The sequence below is a fragment of the Sphingomonas sp. 8AM genome, from assembly GCF_902506455.1.
GTDB lineage: Bacteria > Pseudomonadota > Alphaproteobacteria > Sphingomonadales > Sphingomonadaceae > Sphingomonas.
In genome coordinates, this window is the sequence record NZ_LR733844.1 from 3,241,108 (window position 1) to 3,261,978 (window position 20,871).

General features: G+C 67.9%; 15 protein-coding genes. 10 read left to right on the top strand and 5 right to left on the bottom strand.

Annotated features, from left to right (window positions below):
- On the bottom strand, positions 1 to 996 hold the full coding sequence (locus tag BACI71_RS15310; RefSeq protein ID WP_159760059.1) for a ferritin-like domain-containing protein: 996 nt from the start codon (positions 994 to 996) through the stop codon (positions 1 to 3).
- Positions 997 to 1,143: 147 nt separating this feature from the next.
- Here BACI71_RS15310 and BACI71_RS15315 point away from each other — a divergent pair, with 147 nt between their 5' ends.
- From BACI71_RS15315 to BACI71_RS15335, 5 genes are all read left to right on the top strand, one after another.
- Positions 1,144 to 1,728, top strand: a complete 585-nt coding sequence (locus BACI71_RS15315; protein WP_236553005.1) for a sigma-70 family RNA polymerase sigma factor — start codon at positions 1,144 to 1,146, stop codon at positions 1,726 to 1,728.
- Entirely contained in the window at positions 1,718 to 2,422 is a 705-nt protein-coding gene (locus tag BACI71_RS15320) for an anti-sigma factor (protein ID WP_159760061.1), read from the top strand. Before BACI71_RS15315 ends, BACI71_RS15320 begins: the two co-directional genes overlap by 11 nt.
- A gap of 149 nt (positions 2,423 to 2,571) precedes the next feature.
- Positions 2,572 to 4,581, top strand: coding sequence for a hypothetical protein (locus BACI71_RS15325; RefSeq protein ID WP_159760063.1), 2,010 nt, complete (start codon positions 2,572 to 2,574; stop codon positions 4,579 to 4,581).
- The gene (locus tag BACI71_RS15330) at positions 4,578 to 5,099 is read left to right on the top strand and encodes a TadE/TadG family type IV pilus assembly protein (protein WP_159760065.1); all 522 of its coding nucleotides are present in this window, start codon (positions 4,578 to 4,580) and stop codon (positions 5,097 to 5,099) included. The genes BACI71_RS15325 and BACI71_RS15330 overlap by 4 nt, the downstream gene beginning before the upstream one ends.
- Positions 5,096 to 5,497, top strand: coding sequence for a TadE/TadG family type IV pilus assembly protein (locus BACI71_RS15335; RefSeq protein WP_159760067.1), 402 nt, complete (start codon positions 5,096 to 5,098; stop codon positions 5,495 to 5,497). The genes BACI71_RS15330 and BACI71_RS15335 overlap by 4 nt, the downstream gene beginning before the upstream one ends.
- Before the next feature lie 72 nt (positions 5,498 to 5,569).
- Here BACI71_RS15335 and BACI71_RS15340 read toward each other — a convergent pair whose 3' ends face one another.
- Together BACI71_RS15340 and BACI71_RS15345 are read right to left on the bottom strand one after the other, a co-directional pair.
- A complete protein-coding gene (locus tag BACI71_RS15340; RefSeq protein ID WP_159760069.1) occupies positions 5,570 to 6,034 on the bottom strand; it encodes a glycine zipper 2TM domain-containing protein in 465 nt (154 codons plus the stop codon).
- A gap of 345 nt (positions 6,035 to 6,379) precedes the next feature.
- Positions 6,380 to 8,089, bottom strand: a complete 1,710-nt coding sequence (locus BACI71_RS15345) for an alpha-L-fucosidase (RefSeq protein WP_159760071.1) — start codon at positions 8,087 to 8,089, stop codon at positions 6,380 to 6,382.
- A 151-nt stretch (positions 8,090 to 8,240) separates the two neighbouring features.
- Between BACI71_RS15345 and BACI71_RS15350 the strand changes: the two genes are divergently transcribed.
- The gene (locus BACI71_RS15350) at positions 8,241 to 10,157 is read left to right on the top strand and encodes a CocE/NonD family hydrolase (RefSeq protein ID WP_159760073.1); all 1,917 of its coding nucleotides are present in this window, start codon (positions 8,241 to 8,243) and stop codon (positions 10,155 to 10,157) included.
- 77 nt (positions 10,158 to 10,234) lie between these two features.
- Here the strand turns inward: BACI71_RS15350 and BACI71_RS15355 are convergent, their stop codons facing one another.
- Both BACI71_RS15355 and BACI71_RS15360 read right to left on the bottom strand, forming a co-directional pair.
- Entirely contained in the window at positions 10,235 to 11,566 is a 1,332-nt protein-coding gene (locus tag BACI71_RS15355; RefSeq protein WP_159760075.1) for a sensor histidine kinase, read from the bottom strand.
- The gene (locus BACI71_RS15360; protein WP_159760077.1) at positions 11,563 to 12,240 is read right to left on the bottom strand and encodes a response regulator; all 678 of its coding nucleotides are present in this window, start codon (positions 12,238 to 12,240) and stop codon (positions 11,563 to 11,565) included. The genes BACI71_RS15355 and BACI71_RS15360 overlap by 4 nt, the downstream gene beginning before the upstream one ends.
- 85 nt (positions 12,241 to 12,325) lie before the next feature.
- On the opposite strand from BACI71_RS15360, the gene BACI71_RS15365 reads away from it, so the two are divergent.
- The 4 genes from BACI71_RS15365 (at position 12,326) to BACI71_RS15380 (ending at position 20,815) form a co-directional block, all read left to right on the top strand.
- Positions 12,326 to 13,588, top strand: coding sequence for an efflux RND transporter periplasmic adaptor subunit (locus tag BACI71_RS15365; protein ID WP_159760079.1), 1,263 nt, complete (start codon positions 12,326 to 12,328; stop codon positions 13,586 to 13,588).
- Positions 13,585 to 16,767, top strand: coding sequence for an efflux RND transporter permease subunit (locus BACI71_RS15370; protein ID WP_159760081.1), 3,183 nt, complete (start codon positions 13,585 to 13,587; stop codon positions 16,765 to 16,767). Before BACI71_RS15365 ends, BACI71_RS15370 begins: the two co-directional genes overlap by 4 nt.
- On the top strand, positions 16,764 to 18,194 hold the full coding sequence (locus BACI71_RS15375) for an efflux transporter outer membrane subunit (RefSeq protein WP_159760083.1): 1,431 nt from the start codon (positions 16,764 to 16,766) through the stop codon (positions 18,192 to 18,194). The genes BACI71_RS15370 and BACI71_RS15375 overlap by 4 nt, the downstream gene beginning before the upstream one ends.
- 215 nt (positions 18,195 to 18,409) lie before the next feature.
- Complete coding sequence (locus BACI71_RS15380) at positions 18,410 to 20,815, top strand: TonB-dependent receptor (RefSeq protein ID WP_159760085.1); 2,406 nt, start codon at positions 18,410 to 18,412, stop codon at positions 20,813 to 20,815.
- Positions 20,816 to 20,871 lie beyond the last annotated feature (56 nt).

Genomic DNA, 20,871 nt, shown 5'->3' on the forward strand with positions numbered 1-20,871 from the left:
TCAGGTGGTCGACTTGATGTTTCCGTTGACGCCGTTGGGGAAGAAGCCGCCCATCGTCGCGGTGCCCGCGTTCAGATAGACGATGTTGAGCACCTGTCCCGGCGTGCGGCTGAACGCGAGGCCGTTGCTGTTGAGCGGCGACAGATTGGCGGTCAGCGTATCGTCCGACCCGGAAGGCTTGATGCCCTGATCGTCGACGGGGCCGATGCCGCGCACCTTGTCCTCGGCCGGCGCGCCGTCGAGCGAATCGCGCGCGGCGGCGATCAGCTCGGTGGCGTCGATCAGCCCCTGCACGCCCTTCGAATAGAGCGTCGTCCGCACGATCGCGGCGTGATACGCCTCCACCGCCAGGATGCCCGCAGCGGCCTCAAGGAAGGTCTTGTTGCTGAGCAACGGCGCCGCGCCCTTGTAGGCGGTCACGCCGACGTCCTCGAAGATGAACGCGCCGAGCAGGAAGTCGGTCGGCGAAGCATAGGGGTTGAAGATCCCGGTGGTCTTGTCGACCACCCCCGCGGCGCGTGCGGCGGCGGTGAACGGTCCGTTTGCGTCGCCGCTGATGTTGATGTTCGGCATCGCGACCGCGGCGGTGCCGAGCGCGGTGCGCAGGAACTTGACGTGCGCCAGCTCGTCGGCGGCGATCTCGCGCGCATAGGCGCCGACCAGCGGATCGTCGGTGAACGTCACCGGCGCGCCGCCGATGACGGTGCCGCCGGCCGTGCCGCTGCCGCTGGCGGTCAGGTCGCTGCTCAGCCCGCTGCCGTTGACGGCGTAGAGATAGAATTGCGCCTCGAGATATTCGAGGTTCAGCGCGAAATTGAGCACGTCGCTGTCGGTCACGCTGGTCTGTGCCAGTGCCGGATCGGCATAGGCGAAGGCGCTGCCGACCGCGGCAGCCCCCAGCGCGGCGGTGAAGAAGGCACGACGGTTATCACGCCGTCGGGCGCGACCGTCAAAGGTCTCGATCAGAAGATCCTGTTCGGTTCGGGCGTCTTGCATCGTCACTTCGCACCTCCCACAACCCACGGGGCGGACACGAAGCGTCTTCCTCGACATGGGTAAGATCAGGTACGAGGCCTGACTGGATCAGGATGCAGGGTCGGTAAAAAGAATCTTAAGATCTGATCCTGTTGGTGGAGGGACGCGGTGACGGCGAGCGAGACGCAGGCGGCGGAGACGCGAAGAGCGACGCTGGTCGCCGCTTTGACCATGAGCGCGACGGGCGACCGCGCGGCGTTTCGCCGCGTCTACGACCTGACGGCCGCGAAGCTTTTCGGGATCTGCCTGCGTATCTGTGGCGAGCGACAGGCCGCGGAGGACGTGTTGCAGGAAGTGTATGTGATCGTGTGGCGCCGTGCCGCCGCCTATCGGCCGGAGCGTAGCCATCCCGTAACCTGGCTGGCGACGATCGCGCGCAATCGCGCGCTCGACTGGCGTCGGTCGCCGCGCGGGCGGGCGTTCGCCCCGGTGCCCGAAGGCGAGGCCGGCGCCGCGGTCGACGATGCGCCGCGCGCCGATGAGGCGCTGCTCGCGCTCGAGGACGGCCGGCTGCTCGATCACTGCCTCGACGAACTTGACGATCGGCCGCGCCACGCGATCCGCTCGGCCTTCCTCGACGGGCTGACCTATGCCGATGTCGCCGGGCGCGCGGGCGTGCCGCTTCCGACGATGAAAAGCATCATCCGCCGCGCGCTGATCCGTTTGCGGGAGTGTCTGAACGATGACGCCTGACGATCGCCTGCTGGCTGCCGAATGGGTGATCGGCCTGCTTTCGCCGACGGAGTCGGCGGCGGTCGAGGCGCGCTGCGCGCAGGATGCCGCATTTGCCGCGGAGGTCGACTGGTGGGAGGCGCGGCTCGCGCCCTTGTTGGCGCACTATCGCGAGGTGCCGCCGCCGCCGCATCTCGCGGAGCGGATCGAGGCGCTGCTGACGCTGCCGTCCGTTCCGGTGCGGGCTGGCCGCGTGCACTGGCGATCGCTGGCGATCGGCGCGACCGGCGGCGCGATCGCGGCGTCGTTCGCGGCGTGGCTGCTCGTTCCTGTCGCGGTTCCGCCCCCCGCCCCGCCGGTGGCAGTCCCGGCACGACCGGTCGGGCTGATGATCGCGCAGCTCGCCTGGACCGAGCCGCTGAAGGTGCCTGCGCCGGTGGCGATCGTCGAGCCGGCGACCGGATCGGTGCGGCTGACGCGCGGCGTCGACACGCCCGCCGGGCGCGACGGCCAGCTGTGGCGGATCCCGGCCGGCGGGAAGCCGGTGTCGCTGGGGCTGCTGCCGCGTGGCGACACCCGCGCGGTGCGCGTGGCGCAGGCGAACCTGCCGAGCGCGGGCAGCACGCTGGCGATCTCGATCGAGCCGCGCGGCGGGTCGCCGACCGGTCAGCCGACCGGCCCCGTCGTCGCCGCCGGCACGATCGAACAATGGTGAGCGGCGGGGCCGTGCCGCTGGCTCGATCGTGCTCCGACGCACGCGGGAAACCGTTTTGTTGGCAAGGCCTTCCGGCAAAATCTTGATCTGAATTTGTTTACGAAGCCGGGTTAGTACCGGCGCCTGTGGAATCGAGGCAGACAGGCGCCATGTGGCTGAAGAACGTCATCGCCGATCGCGGCGGCGGCGTCAGCGTGCTTGCCGCCCTGTCGCTGGTCTGCGTGATCGGCATGGGCAGCTTCGCGGTCGACCTCAACCGCGGCTATGAGATGATGGTCTCCAACCAACGCGTCGCCGACATGGCGGCGCTGGCGGCGGGGGTCGCATATGGCGCGGCGAAGAACGAGGCGATCCTGCAGCCGACCGCGCAGGATCTCGCCACCGTCCACGGTATCACGGGCGGCACTGTCGTCGCGAAGCTGGTGACCGACGTGCCTACTCCCGGCGCCAAGGCGGTGCAGGTGACGATCACCATGCCGCTGACCGTCACGATCGGACGTGTGCTCGGCGTCGGCGCGAGCTTTCCGGTCAGCACCACCGCGACCGCGAGCCTTGCCACGCAGACGACCGCCGGCTGCATCGTCGGTCTGGCGAATTCGGGCAATGCGATCGAGACGCAGGGCGGTGCCACGATCAACGCGCCGGCCTGCACCGTCGGCGGCGTCGGGACGGTCGCGAACAACGGCAACGGGATCACCGCGAAGAACATCATCTCGGGTGCGGGCGACATCGTGAACAATTACGGCACCCTCACCGCCGACCTGCTCCGCTACGCCGGCAGTTTCACCAATCCCGACTGGAACAACAATGTGCCCGCCGCCGACAAGCGCGTGAAGCAAAGCTCGACCGTCAGCGATCCGCTCGCCGACAACCTCGATCTCGGCAGCGCGCGCTCGCTGCTCGGCACGTGGCGTACCCCGGTGACGCTCGCCAATCCGACCACGCTGGCCGGCGGCGCGGTGTGGACGTTCAGCAGTACGCCGTCCGCGGCGGTTGCCGGGTTCCGCAAGGGGGGCAGCAGCAACTTCACCGTTCCCGCCGGCAATTACACGATCGATACGCTGTCGATCGGCGACAGCATGACCGTGACCTTCAGCCCCGGTTCGACGGTGACGGTCGCGCGCGGGGTGACGATCGGCGCCTCAACGGTCGTGTTCGGCGACGGCATCTACCGGATCAACGGGGGGTTTTCGAGCGGGTCGACCGGCGTCACCTTCGGCGACGGCGAGTTGTCGATCGGGCAGGGGACGGTCAGCTTCGCGGGTACCAACCGCATCGGCAACAGCATTGTGACGATCAACGCGCCGCTGTCGATCGGCGGTGGCGCGACGCTGACGATGGGGGCGGGCGCGCATGCGTTCGGCGGGATTTCGGTCGGTGGCGGCAGCTGGCTGACGCTGGGTGCCGGCGCGCTCGACGTTACCGGCGCGATCTCGGTCGCCGGCGACTCGACGATCATCGCGGGCGCGGGCGACGTCACGCTCTCCAATCCCGGGGCGAAGGCGATCGACCTGAGCGGCAGCGGGCGCTTTTTCATGGGCGACGGCCGCTTCAGCGCCAATGGCTCGATCGTCACCGCGGGCGGCAGCCGGCTGGTGTTCGGAAAGACCGCCAATCACCTCGTCAACGGGGACCTGTCGATCGCGGGATCGGTGCTGTTCGGCGCCGGCCGCTATACGGTGAAGGGCAATTTCGTGAACGGTACCGGCGGCACGACCTGGCCCTACACCTCGCCGATCAACAACCAGACGTGGGGCGATTATCTCGAGGGCACCAGCGTCTCCGGCTATGACATGGCCGGGGTCAACGTCACCTTCATCCTGTCCGGGACGATCAATCTCGCCGGCGGCGCCAAGACGCTGCTGATCGCACCGGCGACCACCACGACCAACGGTGCGATCGCCGACATGCTGATCGACAGCCTGACCTCGACCGACACCAACTGGAGCGGCGGCGCGACCAGCGTGTTCAGCGGTGCGGTCCATCTCCCCAATTCGGCGCTGACCAGCAGCGGCGGCAATGCGACGCAGGCCGGGGTACGCTGCTTCATGCTCGTGGCGTATCGCGTGACGCTCACCGGCGGCGCCACCGCCGGATCGACCTGCTCCGGGATCGGCGCCAGCGGCGGGGGCAGCGGGACGGTGGACCTGATCTCATGAGCAAGCACCCTTTCCTCCGCCGGCTGTCGCATGACCGGCGTGGCGTCGCCGCCGTCGAGTTCGCGCTGTGGATGGTGCTGTTCTTCATCACCATGCTCGGCGCGCTCGATATCGGCACCTTCTCGATCGAGCGCGCGCGGCTCGCGCAGGCGATGAGCGGCGCGTCGATCGCTGCCTTCAAGTCGCGCGACGCGGTCAATTACACCGCGCTCCCCACCTATCTCCGCGCCGCCGCCAACATGACCACGCCGGGCGCGCTGACCGTGACGGTCGGGTGCAACGGCGGGCAGGACAATTGCGTCAACACATCGCGGACCTGCTCGTGCCTTACCTCGTCGGCGACGCTGGTCCCGGCCGGCAGCTGTGGCGCGCCGTGTGGCAGCGGGTCGTCCGCGAACAGCCAGTCGGGCTATTATCTCAGCATGACCGCCTCCTATCCGTTCCGCCCCGCGCTGCTGCCGCGCGGGATGCTCGGCAACGGCGTCGTTCGGCAGAGCACGACGGTGCGGCTGCAATGATCCGCGACGAACGCGGTGCGACCGTGGTCGAGTTCGGGATCATCCTGCCGCTGCTGCTGATGGCGCTGTTCGGGCTGATCGAGGGCGCGCGGCTGATCTGGATGGACCAGGCGCTCGACCAGGCGGCGTACAGCACCGCGCGCTGCCGCACGATCGCGAGCGCGGCGTGCGACAGCGCCGCCAAACAGGTGAGCTATGCGGTCCAGCGCGCGAAGGCGAACGGCGTCACGGTTCTGCCGGCCAATGTCGTCATCGATCCGGCGGCGACCTGCGGCGGGTCGAGCGGCGCGCTGCTCGTGACGCTGACCGTCAGCTTCGGATCGCCGGTCGGCAAGCTGTTGCCGCTGCCGCAAACGGTGCGCGGTCGCTCGTGCGTGCCGGCGCTGCCGAAGGTGTAAGCGGCCCGCGCAGGCCCACGGGAATAGCCCCTCCCGGCGGGGAGGGGCTCGTCCAGCGTGACGTTCGGCGCCTCAGCGCTGGCAGTAGCGCGGATTGTCGGACCGCTCGACCGCATTGCCGGCCAGCGCACCCGCGCCGGCGCCGATCACGGTGCCCAGCGTACGGTCGCCGCCGCGGTCGATCGTGCGGCCGAGCAGCCCGCCCGCGATCGCGCCCAGCAATGTGCCGGTCGTTCCGCTCTGGCAGCGCGCGCGATAGCGATAGCGGCGGTCGTCGCGGTCGTAGCCGCGGTAGCGATCGTCACGATCATAGCCGCCGCGGTCATATTCGGCATAGCGCGGACCGCGGTTCCAGCCGTCGCGATACGCGCCGCGATAGGCGCGGTCATGATCGCGATAGCCATCGTCGTCATAGCCGCGATAGTCGCGCTCGGAATAATCGCGCTGCTCCCACCGCTGCGCCTGCGCCGCGACCGGCGTCAGCGCCGCCATCGCCAGCGCCACAGAACCGAAACCGACCGAGATCTTCTTGAGCATGATCCAGCTCCCCTCACGCACTACCGACGCAGACCGGAGCGGCTGCGACGATGTAAGGCGTAGACCCGCGCGATTGAGCGGAGACTGAATGCGTCCGTTATCCTGCGTTAAGGTCGCTGTTCAAACCGCCACCTTCATCTTCCCGTCATCCCGGACTTGATTCGGAATCTCGCTCCTTCTTCCTCGGCCGCGCGAAGCAAGCGGGAGCCCGGCTCAGGGGCGGCGTGATGGGGCGGATCCGCCCGTCATTGCGAGCGTAGCGAAGCAACCCAGGGCGTCCTGGTCCGGCTCTGGATTGCTTCGCTACGCTCGCAATGACGGAGCAACCTGACGTCATCGCGCTCTCTAAGCCACCGACCCCTCGGTCAGCCCCGAACCGCTGAGGATCAGCGCGATGCCGATGTCGTTGCGCAGCGCGGGCGGCAGCGTCACCTCCAGAGCGTCGCCGGTGCGCACGAAGCGCAGCGGCGCAGCGCTGCCCGGCACGGTCACGCGCTGCACCGTCCCGCGCCCGACGCGATTGTCCTTCGCGAGCAACGTCAGCCGCGCGACCCCGTCCTCCGGCCAGCCAAGCACCAGCGCGTGCAACTGCTGACCCTTCGTCACATAGCGGATGTCCTTGGCGCCATAGAGCGACTTTGGCCCGCCTTCCGAGAACAGCCCGCCGCCGGCGTTGCGCGGCCCCTCGCCATGCACGCGCCACGGGCGCGTGGCGTAGATCGCATCGCCATAGCGCTGCATCCACGCCGCAATCCCCTCGACGATCCGCTCTTCCTTGTCGTCGATCGTGCCGTCGCCGCGCAGCGGCACGTTGACCATCAGGTTACCGTTCTTCGACACCACGTCGCACAGCGTATGGATCACGGTCGCGGCCGATTTGTAGCGATCCTGATCGTAGACCGCCTGATCGTAATGCCATTCGCCAATGCAGGTGTCGGTCTGCCACGGGAAGCGCTCGATATAGGTCTTGCCACCGCGCTCGACGTCGTCGACCACGCCCATCCGGCGTTGCGGCGGGATGTTCTTGCCCGTCACCACCGCCTGCAACTGTCCGCGGTTCCACGCCATGCTGCGGTTGTAGAAATAGGCGGTGATGTCGAGCCCGGCCTGTTCGAGCGGCAGATCGAAATTGTCGAAATAGACCATGTCCGGGCGATAGCGGTCGATCAGCTCCTGACAGCGCGCATACCAGTTGCGCACGAAAGCCTGATTGGCGGGCGTGCCCTCGTTCCACAGCCGGTCGTGCGCTTCATGCCACGCATCGGCCTCCAGCAGCGTCTCGATGCCATCGGGCATGATGTCGTCGCGCCCGGTATAAAGCTGTTGCGGGTCGAGCCCCTCCCACCATTTGCCCTTGCCGTCGGCGACGGTCAGCCGGAACGCGTCATAGCGCTGCCCGCGCCGTGGTCCCTCGGGGTCATAGCCATACGCCGCCTGGTTCCAGTGCCAGGCGTGCGCCGAATGGTTCGACACGCCGAAGCGTAGCCCGCGCTCGCGCGCCAGTTTCTCCCACGTGCCCACGATGTCGCGCTTCGGCCCGACGCGGGTGCTGTTCCACGCGTGATGCGTCGAGGCATAGCAATCGAGATTGTCGTGATGGTTGGCGAGCGCCATGAAATAGCGCGCCCCGGCCTTCTGATAGAGGTCGATCAGCCGCACCGGGTCCCACTTCTCGGCTTTCCAGCGGTTCTGGATTTCCATGAAGCCGGTGTCGGCGGGGTGGCCGTAGTTCTTCAGGTGATGCGCATATTGCGACGACCCCTGCAGGTACATGTTGCGCGCATACCAGTCGCCCGCGGCAGGGACGCATTGCGCGGTCCAGTGCGCCCAGATCCCGAACTTGGCGTCGCGGAACCAGTCCGGCACGCTGTAGCCATCGGTCAGCGAGCGCCAGTCGCCGGTGAAGGCGCGCGGGGCGGGGACGCGCACCGCGCGCGTGCCGCCGGGCCGCGTGCCATAGCTGCAGGTGCCCGGCGTCGCCGCGCCCGCGGGCAGCGCCGCCACTGCCGCTGCGGTCGCGCCCGCGCCCAGCGTCTGCCTGCGTGTGACCTTCATGGCTGCTCCTCTCCCGACTGTTCTTCAATTTGAGAACTGGTTTTCACCATAATGCCCGCTGCCCCGCTGCAAGACCACCCCCTTTCGACGCGCTTGCGGCGGCCGGCGTCCTGCCGCACAGATCGCGACAACATTCCTACCGGAGTTTTCCATGCGCCGTTCCGTGCTGTCGCTGCCGCTCATCGCTCTTGCCACCGTCGCGGCGCAGGCGCCCCGGACCGGGACACAGACCCAGCCGCCCGCGGGTGGCGATATTCCCCCAAACTTCCGGCTGCCCACGGTCGAGCGCGACTATATCAAGCAGGACGTGATGATCCCGATGCGCGACGGCGTGAAGCTCCACACCGTCATCGTCATCCCGAAGAACGCGACCAACGCGCCGATCGTGCTGACGCGCACCCCGTATAATGCCTCGGCGCGCGCCAACCGCAGCGACAGCCCGTCGATGCTGAACGCCTTGCCGCTCGCCGACGAGATCTTCGTGAAGGGCGGGTACATCCGCGTCTATCAGGACGTGCGCGGCAAATATGGATCGGAGGGCGATTATGTCGTGACGCGACCGGTGATCGGCCCGCTCAATTCCACGAAGGTGGATCACGTTACCGACGCTTATGACACGATCGACTGGCTGGTGAACAAGGCGAACCTGCCGCAGTCCAACGGCCGCGTCGGGATGATCGGTTCGTCCTACGAAGGCTTCACCGTCGTGATGGCGCTGCTCAACCCGCACCCCGCGCTGAAGGTCGCCGCGCCCGAAAGCCCGATGATCGACGGCTGGATGGGCGACGACTGGTTCCATTACGGTGCGTTCCGGCTCGCCAACATCGCGTGGCTCGGCGGGCAGACCGGCTACAAGAGCGGCGGTCCGTTGCCGCCGACCGGCGGCTATGACGATTACGACAATTTCCGCGACAAGTCGGCGGGCGACTGGGCGAAACAGTCGGGCTACGACCAGCTTCCGTACTGGACGCGCATGTCGCAGCACCCCGCCTATGACGGTTTCTGGCAGGGGCAGGCGCTCGACAAACTGCTCGCCGCCAACCCCTCGAACGTCCCGACGCTCTGGGAACAGGGGCTGTGGGATCAGGAGGACATGTACGGCGCGATCACCGCGTGGGAGGCGCTGAAGAGCAAGGGCAAGATCGGCAACAACTTTCTCGTGATGGGGCCGTGGCGGCACAGCCAGGTCAATCGCGAGGGGCGCAGCCTCGGCCCGTTCCAGTGGAACGGCGACACCGCCGCGCAATTCCGCGAGCAGATGGTGCGCCCGCTGTTCGACCAGTATCTCAAGGACGGCGCACCCGCGAACCTGCCGACCGCCGCGATCTACAACACCGGCGAGAACCATTGGGACCGCTTCGCCACCTGGCCGCTGGCGTGCGAACAGGGTTGCGCCGCGCCGCTGACGCCGCTGTATCTTCAGGCAGCCGGTGGCCTGTCGCTGGTGAAGGGCGCGACCGGCGGCGACGATTACGTCTCGGACCCGGCCAGGCCGGTCCCGCACCTGCCGCGCCCGGTCAATTTCGATGACGGTCGCTGGGGTGACTGGCTGGTCAGCGACCAGCGTCCGGCCGACGGTCGTACCGATGTGATGACCTATATGACGCCGGTGCTGACGCAGCCGATGCGCGTCTCGGGTGCGCCGATCGCCGACCTTTATGCAAAGACGACCGGCACCGACGGCGACTTCGTGGTGAAGATCATCGACGTGCTGCCGGCGAACGTCGCCGACGCGAAGATGGGCGGCTATCAGCTCCCGATCAGCCTCGACATCTTCCGCGGCCGCTACCGCGACAGCTTTGCGAAGCCCAGCGCGATCCCGGCCGGCAAGGTCCAGCGCTATCGCTTCCGCCTGCCGACCGTGAACCACGTCTTCCAGCCGGGCCACCGCGTGATGGTGCAGGTCCAGTCGAGCCTGTTCCCGCTCTACGACCGCAACCCGCAGACGTACGTGAAGAACATCTTCTTCGCGCAGCCCGGCGATTACCGGAAGGCGACGGTGACGATCGAACGCGGCGGTGCTCAGGCGAGCGCGGTGCTGCTCCCGATCGTCCCGGTGGCGCAATAGGAGGTCGTCATTGCGACCCCGGCGAACGCCGGGGGGAAGCAATCCAGGGCGTCCTGGTCCAACCCTGGATTGCTTCGCTACGCTCGCAATGACGGTGAAGCGTCCCCCAACACGACACACGCCCGCAACCCGCGCCCGTCATCCCCCGGCGCCAGCGTCAACACCCCGCCATGCGCCGCGGCGATCCGCGCGACGATCGACAGCCCCAGCCCCGACCCGCCGCTGCGCGCCTCCCCCTTCCAGAACCGCTCGCGCATTTTCGCCAGCCGCTCGGGCGGGATCGGCGCGCCGTCGTCGCACACGCACAACCGCGCGCCAAGCCCGACGGCGACCGCGATCCGCGCCCCGGCCGGCGTGTGCCGCACCGCATTGTCGACCAGATTCTCCAGCGCCAGCACGATCGCCGCCCGCTGCCCCGGGATCGCCCGGCCCCGGTCGACCTGCAACGCGATCGTCCGCCCCGACGCGAGCACCGCCGGCGCCCGCTCCGCCACCACCTCCTCCGCGAGCGCGCCGAGATCGACCACCCCGCCGTCGTCCTGCACCGGCCGCTCCAGATCGGCGAGGCTCAGCAATTGCGCGATCACCCGCGCCGCGCGATCGACCTGCTGCAACAACGCCGCGCGCGCCCCCGCATCCGTCACCGCATCCGCGCGCAGCCGGATCGTCGCCAGCGGCGTGCGCAGCTCATGCGCGACATCCGCCGCGAACGCCGCCTGCGCCGCGAACGCCTCCTCCAGCCGGTCGAGCGCGGCATTGGTCGCCGCCGCCAACGGCTCGATCTCGGCGGGCAGCGTCCCCGGCGACAGCCGCCGGTCGAGCGTCGTCGGCCCGATCGCGGCGGCGGTCTGCGCCGCGGCTCTCATCCGCTCGCGGATCCCGCGCGTCAGCCACGCCGCCATCAATGGCCCCAGCATCACGAACGGCAGCAGCAACAGCACGAACCGCTTGAGGAAGGTCGTGACGATATCGTCCGTCACCACCTCGGGCGCGGTGCTGTCCTGCGACACCACGATCCAGCGCGCGCCCGCCGGCCGGCTCAACGCCGCCACCCGCCCGCGCCGCACCAGCGCCGCGTGCCGCCCCAGCGGCACCGCCGCCAGCACCTCGGCCCGTGCCGGCCCGCGCGCACCGACGACATGCCGCCCGGCATCGACGATCGCCAGCGACAGCCCGCCCGCCAGCAGGTCGACGCTCGCCATCGCCCGCACCGCATCGCCGTGATCTGCGTTCAGCCGGTCGGCGACCCGCTGCGCCTGCTGGTGCAGCACTTCATGCTGGTAATGGCGCGCCACGCGGTGGAGCAGCGCCCCCACCGCGACCGGCAGCGTCACCGCGGCGGCCAGAGCGATCGCGACGTGAAGCAGCGCGAGCTGCCCGAACAGCGACCGCGGCCACCACCGCCTCATGCCGCGCTGCGCAGCAGATAACCGACCCCGCGCACCGTTTCGATCCGCGCGCCGGTCTTCGCATCGTCGAGCCGCTTGCGCAGCCGGTGGACATAGACCTCGACCGCGTTCTTCGACCCCTGATCGCCGCCCGCCCCGAACAACTGGTCCTCCACCACGCGCTTGGGCACGACATTGCCGGCACGGCGCAGCAGCAGCTCCAGCAACTCGGTCTCGCGCGTCGACAGCGTCAGCAGCGTCTCGCCGACCCGCACCGTCCGCGTCTCGACATCGAAGGTCAGCCGCGCGCAGGTCAGCGACACGCCCAGATAGCCGCCCTGCCGCCGCAGCACCGCCAGCAACCGCGCGTGCAGCTCGTCGGCGTCGAACGGCTTGACGATATAATCGTCCGCCCCGTCGTGCAGCCCGCGCACGCGCGCCTCGACGCTGCCGCGCGCGGTCAACGCCAGCACCGGGCGCGTCTCGCCCGCCGCACGCCGCCGCCGCAACCACGCCAGCCCGTCGCCATCGGGCAACCCCAGGTCGAGCAGGATCGCGGCATGGTCGACCGCCGCCATATACCCCTCCGCCTCGTCCAGCGACGCGGCATGGTCGAGCGTCAGCCCGCGTTGCAGCAGCGCCGCGGTCAGCGCCTCCGCCAATGCGCTGTCATCCTCGATCAATAATATGCGCAAGATTCCCCCGCGGCGCAGCAATAGTAAGAAACATGTAAGCCGGCATCGCTAGGCGCCTTACGGTTCACCGTACGCAGAGTCGATCATGCACGCAGCCGACGAATCCGTTCCGCTTCCCCCCGCGAACCGCCTGTCGCGCCCGGCACAGTGGCGCTGGCTGGCGATCGCCGCCGCCGCGCTGGTCGGGATCGTGCTGCTGGTCACGCTGATTGGCAAATGGACCCATAAGGAAGAGGCGCCTCCCGCGCCGCCGCCGCCGGGCACGTTCCGCCCGACCCCGACGCAGCTTGCGGGGCTGCAGACGCTGCGTGTCGGCGAGGGCGGATCGGCCGAGCAATTGCTGGCGAGCGGCGCGATCACCGTCGATGGCGACCGCAGCACCCCGGTGCTGATGCCCTATGCGGGTCAGGTCGTGAAGGTGCTGGTCGAGGCCGGCGAGCGCGTCGTGCAGGGCCAGCCGCTGATGCTGGTGCGCACCGGCGATTTCGTCGAGGCACGCAGCGGGCTGTTCGCGGCCCGCGCCGGCTATCAGAACGCGCAGGCGCAGCTCGTCGCGGCGCAGCGCGCGGCGGATCGCCAGAAGCAGATCTACGAAACTGCCGGCGGTGCGCTGAAGGATTACCAGCAGACGCAGGCCGATCTCGCCGCCGCGCAAGCCAGCGCGCGCACCGCCGCCGCCTCGCTCGGCGCGGCGCGTGACAAGCTCGCGGTGCTCGGCAAGACGCCCGCCGAGATCCGCCGGCTGGAAAATGTCAGCGAGGTGTCGGGCATCCATGACGTCACGACGCTCCACGCGCCGATCAGCGGGCTGATCGCGTCGCGCGACGTGTCCGCCGGGCAATATGTCGGGCAGGGCGGCGACAAGCCGGTGATGACGATCACCGATCCGTCGCGCGTCTGGCTGGTCGCGCAGGTCGCGGAAGGCGATGCCGAGTCGATCCATGTCGGCGATGCCGCCACCGTTACCACCCCGGCGCTGCCTGGCCGCACGTTCAGCGCGCGGATCGATCTGGTCGGCGCGGCGCTCGATCCGGTCACGCACCGTCTGCCGGTCCGCGCCGCGATCGCCAATCCCGGCGGCGCGCTCAAGCCGCAGATGTTCGCCAGCTTCGCGATCCGCCGCGCCAGCGCCAGCGCCGAGATGCGCGTCCCCGCCGCTGCGGTGATCCATGAGGGCGAGCAGGCGCGCGTCTGGGTGGTCCGGCCGCACGGCGTGCTCGCCTCGCGCGACGTCGTCACCGGCGACAGCCAGGACGGGCAGGTCGCGATCGTGAAGGGGCTCAACCCCGGTGAGCGGATCGTCACCGCCGGCGCGCTGTTCGTCAACGAAGCGGGGCTCGGCGAGTGAACCGCATTGTCGCTTTCGCGCTGCGCCAGCGGCTGCTGATCGTCGGCATCTTCGTCGCCATGCTGGCGGCGGGGGTGATCGGCTTCGCCAATCTGAATATCGAGGCCTATCCCGATCCCGTCCCGCCGATGGTCGAGGTCATCACCCAGACGCAGGGTCTGTCCGCCGAGGAGATGGAGCGCAACGTAACGATCCCGATCGAGGTGCAGATGGCGGGCATCCCGCATCTGACCGCGATCCGCGCGATCAGCCTGTTCGGCCTGTCGGACATCAAGATCCAGTTCAGCTACGATTACACCAACGAACAGGCGCGGCAGCAGGTCATCAACCGCCTGTCGCAGCTGCCGCCGCTGACCGGCGGGGCGCAGCCGACGCTGTCGCCGACCAGCCCGGTCGGTGAGATCTATCGCTACCGGATCGCCGCTCCCAAAGGCTATTCGGTCATGGATCTCAAGACGTTGCAGGACTGGGTGCTGCAACGCCGCTTCAAGCGCATTCCCGGCGTGATCGATGTCACCGGCTGGGGCGGCAAGCTGCGCGCCTATGACGTGGTGATCGACAACGACCGCCTCTCGGCGCACGGCGTCACCGTCAACCAGGTGTTGCAGGCGATCGCCAAGAGCGACGGCAATGTCGGCGGCCAGACGATCAACTTCGGCGCGCAGGCCGCGATCGTTCGTGGCGTCGGGCTGATCCAGACGCCGGCGGGCATCGAAAACGTGCTGGTCGGCACCGCCGGCGGCCAGCCGGTGCTGGTGAAGGACGTGGCCAAGGTCACGATCGGCAACACGCCGCGGCTCGGCATCGCCGGCTATAACGATCAGGACGACATCGTGCAGGGCATCGTGCTGATGCAGCGCGGTGCGCAGTCGATGCCGACGATCGAACGCGTCCAGAAGGAGGTCGCCGAGATCAACGATTCGGGTGTGTTGCCCCCCGGCGTCCGGCTGGAGCGCATCTACGACCGCTCGGACCTCATCAAGCTGACGATCCACACCGTGCTCGAAAACATGGTCGTCGGCATCCTGCTGATCTTCGCGCTGCAGTGGCTGTTCCTCGGCAATTTGCGCAGCTCGATCATCGTCGCGGCGACGATCCCGTTCGCGCTGGCCTTCGCGATCCTGATCCTCGTGTTGCAGGGCGAGAGCGCCAACCTGTTGTCGGTCGGCGCCCTCGATTTCGGGCTGGTGGTCGATGCCTGCGTCATCATGGTCGAGAATATCTTCCGCCACATGGTCGAGCGATCGGCGAACGTCGAATCGGGCAAGGGGCACTATTCGCTCGCCAATCGCTTCTCGGCGGTGCTCGGCGCGTCGAGCGAGGTCAGCCGCGGCATCTTCTTCGCCGCCGCGATCATCATCGCCAGCTTCCTGCCCTTGTTCACGCTCACCGGGGTCGAGGGGCACATCTTCGGCCCGATGGCCAAGACCTATGCCTATGCGATCACCGGCGGGCTGCTCGCGACCTTCACGGTCGCGCCGGTGCTCGCGACCCTGCTGCTGCCGGACAAATTGTCGGAGGTGGAGACGTTCATCGTCGGTCGCCTGCGCCGCGTCTACGAGCCGACCGCCGCGTTCGCGCTCGGCAATCGCGTCCTCGCGCTCGGCGGCGGCGTGTTGCTGCTGCTGGTCGCGATGGTCGGGGTACGCTCGCTCGGGATCGAGTTCCTTCCGCATCTCGAGGAAGGCAATATGTACATCCGGGCCACGTTGCCGGCGTCGATCAGCCTCGAGGCGGGCGAGCCGACCGTCAACGGTATCCGCCGGATCATCGCGGAATATCCCGAAGCGACCGCAGTGCTGTCCGCGCATGGCCGCCCGGATGACGGCACCGACGCCACCGGCTTCTTCAACGCCGAATTCTTCGTGCCGCTCAAGCCCGCCGACGAATGGCCGACGGGCATGACGAAGGAAAAGCTGATCGACGAACTGTCGAAGCGGCTCAGCGCCAAATATCCCGGCGTCGATTTCTCCTTCTCGCAGATCATCGAGGATAATGTCGAGGAAGCCGCCTCGGGGGTGAAGGGCGCGAACTCGATCAAGCTGTTCGGCCCCGATCTGCCGACGCTGGAAAAATACGCCAACCAGATCAAGGAGCAGATGGGCAAGGTACGCGGGATCGAGGATCTCGGCGTCTTCCAGTCGCTCGGTCAGCCGACCGTCCGCATCGACGTCGATCGCGCCCGCGCGGCGCGCTACGGGCTCACCCCCGATGACGTGAACGGTGTCGTCGCGGCGGCGATCGGCGGCAGCAGCTCGGCCGATCTGTACGAGGCCGGCACCGACCGCCACTTCCCGATCGTCGTGCGGCTGAAGTCCGAACAGCGCGACTCGCTGGAGGCGCTGCGCCGGATCACGATCGGCGCGCCCGCGCTCGACGGCAGTGCGCAGACGATCCAGGTGCCGCTGTCCGAAGTCGCCAACGTCCGCCTGACCTCGGGCGCGTCGTTCATCTATCGCGAGCATCAGGAACGCTACATCCCGATCAAATTCTCGGTGCGCGGGCGTGATCTGGGCGGTGCGGTCGACGAAGCACGCGCGCGGATCCAGCGCGAGGTGCATCTGCCCGCCGGCTATCATCTCGAATGGGCGGGCGAGCTGGACAATCTCAACAATGCCATCGCGCGGCTGGAGATCGTCGTGCCGATCAGCCTGCTGCTGATGCTGTTGCTGCTCTACGCCAATTTCGGCTCGATCCGCGACAGCCTGCTCGCCTTCGCCGCGATCCCGCTGGCGGTGGTCGGCGGGGTGCTGGCGCTGGCGCTGACCGGCACCGCGTTCAGCATCTCGGCGGCGATCGGCTTCGTCGCCCTGTTCGGGATCGCGGTGATGGACGGCATCCTTGTCGTCACCACTTTCAACAATGCGATCGACGAGGGCGTCGACCGCGCGGGGGCGATCGCGACGACGGTGCGCCACTCGCTGCGCCCGGTGGTGATGACCTGTCTGGTCGCCGCGATCGGCCTGCTCCCCGCCGCGATGTCGCACGGGATCGGCAGCCAGGTGCAGAAGCCGCTCGCGCTGGTCGTGGTCGGCGGCATGACGCTCGCGCCGGTGCTGATCCTGCTGATCCTGCCGGTGCTGATCGACCGCTTCTCGAAACGCGTCGCCCCCGCCGATCGCGGCGCGCATGGCCGCGACGTCGGCCACCATAACGGCGGATCGGAGGTGACCGCATGACCCGCACGCTCGCTCTGCTGCTCGGCTGCACCGCGATGGCGGCGTGTTCCGTCGCGCCGCGTGATCTGGACCCGCATATTGCGCTACCGCCTGCAACCACGCCGGCGCCGATCACCCCGGAAAGCGCACCGGGGCAGGTATTTTCGGGGTCATCTGTGTCCCGGGCGGGATGGTGGACGGCATTTGCCAGTCCCCAGCTCGATGTTCTGGTCACCGAAGCGCTCCGCCACAACAACGACATCGCCACCGCCGATGCCTCGCTTCGGCAGGCCGCGGAGCAGGCGCGCGCGGCGGGCGGGGCGTTGCTGCCGCAGGCCGACGCCAGCTATCAGGCGGAACGGGCACGGGTTTCTGACTCGATCTCGCCGGTGATCGCCAACCAGAACCAGCAACTCTACACGCTCCACACCGCGCAGGTGAACGTCAGCTACACGCTCGACGCCTTCGGCGGCACCCGCGCCCGCCTCCGCTCCGCCCGCGCCGCCGCCGCCGTCCAGCGCAGCCGCCTCGACGCGGCAAGAACCTCTGTTGTCAGTAACTTGGTGCAGGCGGTGATCCAGCGCGCGGCGCTCGCCGACCAGCTCGACGCGGCGCGCACGGCCGTAACGGTGAACCGCGACATCCTGAATCGCCTGCAACTCCGCCAACGCCTCGGCGCCGTCGGCGCGGCAGACGTGGTCACACAACAAACCGCCCTCGCCGCCGCCGAGGGCGCACTTCCCGCGCTGGTCCGCCAGGAGGCGCATCAACGCGTTGTGATCGCGGCGCTTCTCGGCCGCGCTGCGGGTGATCCGTTGCCCGATCTGCCGACGCTCGCCCAGCTTTCACTGCCGACACAATTGCCCGCGGTGCTGCCGTCCGACCTCGTCGCACAGCGCCCCGACGTGCAGGCCGCGCGCGCGCAACTGGAAGGGGCGGGGGCCGACGTGCAGACCGCCATCGCCGCGCGCCTGCCATCGATCACGCTCAGCGCCAACGCCGGCGGCTCGGCGCAACGTTTCGGGGATATGTTCAAGGATGGCAATCCGTTCTGGACGCTCATCGGCGGAATCACCCAGCCGTTGTTCCACGCCGGACAGCTGCGGCATCAGCAACGCGCGGCGGAAGCGGCGCTGGACGGCGCCAAAGCGGGGTATCGCACCGCGGTCCTGACCGCCTTCGGTGATGTGTCGGACGCGTTGACCGGTTTGTCGACCGATGGCGTCGCGCTCGACGCCGCGACCCGCGCGGCGAACGCGTCGAACCAGGCGCTGACCTTCGCACGGCGCCGGCTGGCGCTCGGCGACATTGACACGCTCGCGCTGCTTAACGCCAGCGCGGCCGACGCACAGGCACGCGCGCAGCTTGTGCAGGCGCGTGCGGCACGGCTGACCGACACGGTAGCGCTGTTCGCAGCGGTGGGTGGGCGGATCGCGCCGCCGGAATAAACACTTAACAACAAATATCGAATCGAGGCTGTCCGGGTTCTATCGTTGAACCTCGGGCTGCTTCGTCATGCGAGTAAATCGACCGTCCTGAATTCCAAGATGAAGCTATCGTGAAATCCAAACGGATTTGCTTGTCATCAATGCGTCACAAGGTTGCAGCCGAATCAACCTAGACGCGCCTCGTCAGGCCAATCGGCCGGAAGGGGATCATCAACATGTCGAATAGTTCGCGGATGCGCGTGCGTCTGCTCACCGGGATCGCTGCGCTGGCCCTGCCGCTCGCCGCGCAGGCCGAAACGCCGGCCGCCGCCGCAATCGCCGATCCTGCGGCCAGCGCCCCCGACGCCGCTGAGCCGCAAGGGATCACCGAGGTCGTCGTCACCGCGACGCGGCGCGAGACCAACCTGCAGAAGACGCCGATCGCCATTTCGGTGATCGATCCGGTCATCATCAAGGATCGCCACATCCAGAGCCTGCTCGATCTCGGCGATGGCGCGATCCCGTCGCTGCGCGTTGCGACCTTCGAGGCGCGTCAGTCCGCGCTCACGATCGGCATCCGCGGCATTGTGCCGTTCGATCAGAACCAGACTGCCCGCGACACCGGCGTTGGCGTGTATGTCGACGGCGTGTATCTCGGCCGCTCGCAGGGGCTGAACGCCGCGCTGTTCGACGTGGCACGGATCGAGGTCCTCCGCGGACCACAGGGTACGCTGTTCGGCCGCAACACCGAAGGTGGCGCGCTGTCGATCGTCACTGCGGCGCCGACCGGCCAGTTCGGCGGTACGCTGACCGCAGGCTATGGCAATTATGGCGCGTACACCGGCCAATTCCACGTCAACATGCCTGAGTTCGCGAACATTTTGCTGAAGTTCGACGGTGTGGCCCAGCATCAGGACGCAACCGTCAGCAACCCGCTGCCGGGCAGCTATGGCTGGAACTATTACAACCGCGTGGGCGGTCGCGCCACCGCGCTGTGGAAGCCGGCACCGGGCTTGTCAGTGACCGTCGCCTATGATCAGGCAAAGGACGAGAACACGCCGTTCTACAGCCAGCTGGTCAATTATAATCCGAATAAATACCCGGTCGCGACGCTGGCGCAGCTCGCCGCGAACAAGGGCAAGGCGCCATCGGGTACAATTGCGCCGCTTCCGTCCCTGGTCGTCGTCGCGGGCGACCGCCGCATGACCCGCGCCGACATCGGCGTGCCGCAGCAGCTCAGCACCGATCGCACGCACGGCGTGTCGTCGACGGTCAAGTGGGAGGTCGCGCCGTCGATCGAGCTGCGCTCGATCACCGCGTGGCGCGGTGTCGACACCGATCAGTGGGACAATTCGGGCGGCGCGCATCGCACGGTCTTCGCGCCGAACGGCAAGTTCAGCCGCTACAGCCTGTCGTGGATGACCCAGCGCCAGTTCAGCCAGGAATTCCAGGCGGTCGGCAGCATCCCACAGCTCGATTACGCCGCCGGCCTGTACTACTTTCAGGAACATGCCGAAGAGTCGGCCGCGACGCCGAGCACCAACCAGTGGAACGCCGACGGCACCGCCTACACGATCCTGCCGCCGCTCGTGAGCGGCACGATCACCAGCGATAACCAGGGCTGGGCGGTCGGCTCACGCTTCCTGCAACGCGCCAGCAAGGCGACCGCGCACAGCTACGCCGCGTTCGCACAAGCGACGTTCACGCCGGAAGCGTTCGACATCTTTCACCTGACGGTCGGCGGGCGCTACACCAAGGACAAGCGCGACGGTACGTTGTTCACGGTCGTGAATAACAAGGCCAACTTCAAGTTCCTGTTCGATCGCAGCCGCTTCGATCCGATGGTGACCGCCGCGGTCGACGCCAGCGACACGGTGCACCTCTATGCCAAATACGCGACCGGCTATCGCGCCGGCGGCGCCAACGATCGGTCGCAGACCTTCGCGTCCTTCGGTCCGGAAGTGGTGAAGTCGTATGAGGTCGGGTCGAAAATGGATCTGTTCGACCGCCACGTCCGGCTGAACCTCGCCGGCTACATTATGGATCGCACCGGCACGCAGATCGACTTCGACAATGTCGATACCGTGACGACCAGCCCGACGTTCAACCTCCACACCGAGGAAACGCGCAATGCGCCGGGCAAGTCGAAGATCCGCGGCGTGGAAGCCGATCTTACCGTCAACCCGGTCGACGGGCTGACGCTCACCGGGTCGTATGCCTACACCTATACCGACGTGCCGGCGACGGCGAACCCGTTCCTGAACAATGCCCTGACCAAGGTGTTCGTGGTCTTCACACCCCGCAACGCCGCATCGGCATCGCTGGATTACGAGCTGCCGGTCGCGATCGGCGAGGCGAAGGCGCGCTTCCATCTCGACGGCAACTATTCGGATGCAATGTACAGCTTCCAGAACGAGGCGACGAAGACCGACAAGAGCTTCATCGTCAATGGTCGGCTGGCGCTGGCCGATCTGCCGCTCAACGCTGCGGGAACGAAGGTGACGATCTCGTTGTGGACCCGCAACCTGTTCGACGAAACGCACATCTATCGCCGTTCGGCCGCCAACGCCAAGACGCTCGGCGATTACGCGAACTTCAACCCGCCGCGCACCATCGGACTTGAAGGTTCGATCAAGCTCTGACGCACGGCGTTGTGCTTATCTGACGCCCGTCCCGGTTTTCGACCGGGGCGGGCGTT

Coding starts and splice junctions, on each gene's coding strand:
- BACI71_RS15350 (WP_159760073.1), top strand. CDS start 8,241: ATGCGCCGTTCCGTGCTGTCGCTGCCGCTCATCGCTCTTGCCACCGTC.
- BACI71_RS15330 (WP_159760065.1), top strand. CDS start 4,578: ATGAGCAAGCACCCTTTCCTCCGCCGGCTGTCGCATGACCGGCGTGGC.
- BACI71_RS15380 (WP_159760085.1), top strand. CDS start 18,410: ATGTCGAATAGTTCGCGGATGCGCGTGCGTCTGCTCACCGGGATCGCT.
- BACI71_RS15340 (WP_159760069.1), bottom strand. CDS start 6,034: ATGCTCAAGAAGATCTCGGTCGGTTTCGGTTCTGTGGCGCTGGCGATG.
- BACI71_RS15375 (WP_159760083.1), top strand. CDS start 16,764: ATGACCCGCACGCTCGCTCTGCTGCTCGGCTGCACCGCGATGGCGGCG.
- BACI71_RS15320 (WP_159760061.1), top strand. CDS start 1,718: ATGACGCCTGACGATCGCCTGCTGGCTGCCGAATGGGTGATCGGCCTG.
- BACI71_RS15355 (WP_159760075.1), bottom strand. CDS start 11,566: ATGAGGCGGTGGTGGCCGCGGTCGCTGTTCGGGCAGCTCGCGCTGCTT.
- BACI71_RS15310 (WP_159760059.1), bottom strand. CDS start 996: ATGCAAGACGCCCGAACCGAACAGGATCTTCTGATCGAGACCTTTGAC.
- BACI71_RS15345 (WP_159760071.1), bottom strand. CDS start 8,089: ATGAAGGTCACACGCAGGCAGACGCTGGGCGCGGGCGCGACCGCAGCG.
- BACI71_RS15325 (WP_159760063.1), top strand. CDS start 2,572: ATGTGGCTGAAGAACGTCATCGCCGATCGCGGCGGCGGCGTCAGCGTG.
- BACI71_RS15335 (WP_159760067.1), top strand. CDS start 5,096: ATGATCCGCGACGAACGCGGTGCGACCGTGGTCGAGTTCGGGATCATC.
- BACI71_RS15365 (WP_159760079.1), top strand. CDS start 12,326: ATGCACGCAGCCGACGAATCCGTTCCGCTTCCCCCCGCGAACCGCCTG.